Source organism: Enterococcus sp. AZ191 (assembly GCF_051713845.1).
GTDB classification, from domain to species: domain Bacteria; phylum Bacillota; class Bacilli; order Lactobacillales; family Enterococcaceae; genus Enterococcus_B; species Enterococcus_B durans.
The window spans coordinates 1-1433 of the sequence record NZ_JBIOQS010000011.1 but is presented as its reverse complement, the minus strand read 5'-3'; the positions used below and the strand labels follow the sequence as shown (position 1 = coordinate 1433).

The 1433-nt window shown below is 30.4% G+C and carries 2 protein-coding genes; both read left to right on the top strand.

Annotated elements, in window-relative coordinates:
- Window positions 1–360: 360 nt before the first annotated feature.
- Window positions 361–663: a hypothetical protein gene (locus IGI47_RS14115; RefSeq protein WP_104661974.1), complete on the top strand. Its 303-nt coding sequence runs from the start codon at window positions 361–363 to the stop codon at window positions 661–663.
- Between the two features lie 319 nt (window positions 664–982).
- Window positions 983–1303 carry a hypothetical protein gene (locus tag IGI47_RS14110; RefSeq protein ID WP_438784570.1) on the top strand — a complete coding sequence of 107 codons (321 nt, stop codon included), beginning with the start codon at window positions 983–985 and terminating at the stop codon, window positions 1301–1303.
- The last annotated feature ends 130 nt before the right edge of the window (window positions 1304–1433 follow it).

Below are 1433 nucleotides of genomic sequence, written 5' to 3'. Positions count from 1 at the left end.
TATGTCATTGATTATCAGACGGGAAATTCTAGAGTTCAAAATTAATTAAGGGCGTAAAAATAGAGGTTACTTCCGCAAAAAGTAACCTCTGAAAAATATAGAACCTACGCCCCATTCTAACAAGAGAATGGAGAGAAATCAAGATGAAGAAAATAAACAGTAATTTAGTAATGTTTATATTAACAGTTGTTATTTGGATTAGTTTTTTATCCATTGAATGGAAAGTTATTTTGTCTGCAGGAACAATGATTTACTTATTTTGTTCGTGGGATGTATATGTTGTAGAAGAACTACCGAGGAATTGTAAGGAATCATTGGGAAATCTTCATATAAAATAAATGGAAGAAGGTAAATTTCGATATGGAGAATAAGCAGACAAAATTTGAATACCGTCGACAGATGTTGGATCTATTAAATGACTATCCTTATCCAGAATGGTACGAAAGGCAAGATATTCGAAAAAAAGTAGAACGTCTTGGAACGTTATTGGGTAATAATAAAATGGATAAATGTCATCCGTTGAAATCGGGGTCAATCCAGGTGTTAACTACTCAACATATTCATGATTTACTTGAGTTAGGTTACACCAAAAAACATATATGTCAAGCAGCAGGAATCTCAAAACATGAGTTTTCAAAGTTAAAGATTACTAGAAAGGAATGATCAAAGAGGTTGAAAAGAAATATCGAGCAAAATTATCTCCCAAATTGTCTAAAAAGATTATTAAGTATGTCGGATAACGTAAATATGCAAAAAAAATAATTCCAACTATATTAAAATAATATGATTTGTCAAATTAAGCTAGAATAAAATGAAACTAAAATCTTAGTCAATTTATCTAATTCTATTCAGATTTCATCAATAAATCGTAGAGAATGTACACCAAATTTCTCTCTAAAAAAATAAAAAAGACAAAAAATTTTTTTATGATGTCACGATAGTAAAATAAGCAAAGATTAAAAGGCTATGGAGTGATATATATATGAATAAATTCAATTTATTTACCAAACTATTTAAACATACCCATCATAGATCATCGACAACAGTACAAGCTAAAAATCTATTTTTTATAAAAAATCCATGTGACCGAGGTACATTTAAAAAAGTACAAAAAGAAGCACGATTTGTTCAACAACGGATGTCTGGATATCCAACTGTAAACACACCTTATCCAGGAAAAAGTGGGCACGAGGGAAAATCATTACAAGAAGTACTAGCACGATTTGCTCCGCAAAATCCACCACATACTAAACAGAATATCCAACTAATGAATCGATTCCAACAAAGTAATATGGAACTATAATACAAAGACCTATCATTTTGTAGTGATCCCAAAAAGTTAGATGGAGTGGAGAAATCCACTCTTTTTTTCGTGCAAAAAATCAAATATTAGTCATCTAATTGTGTTGTTTCATAAAATTGAACGGGGTCTT

Coding starts and splice junctions, on each gene's coding strand:
- IGI47_RS14115 (WP_104661974.1), top strand. CDS start 361: ATGGAGAATAAGCAGACAAAATTTGAATACCGTCGACAGATGTTGGAT.
- IGI47_RS14110 (WP_438784570.1), top strand. CDS start 983: ATGAATAAATTCAATTTATTTACCAAACTATTTAAACATACCCATCAT.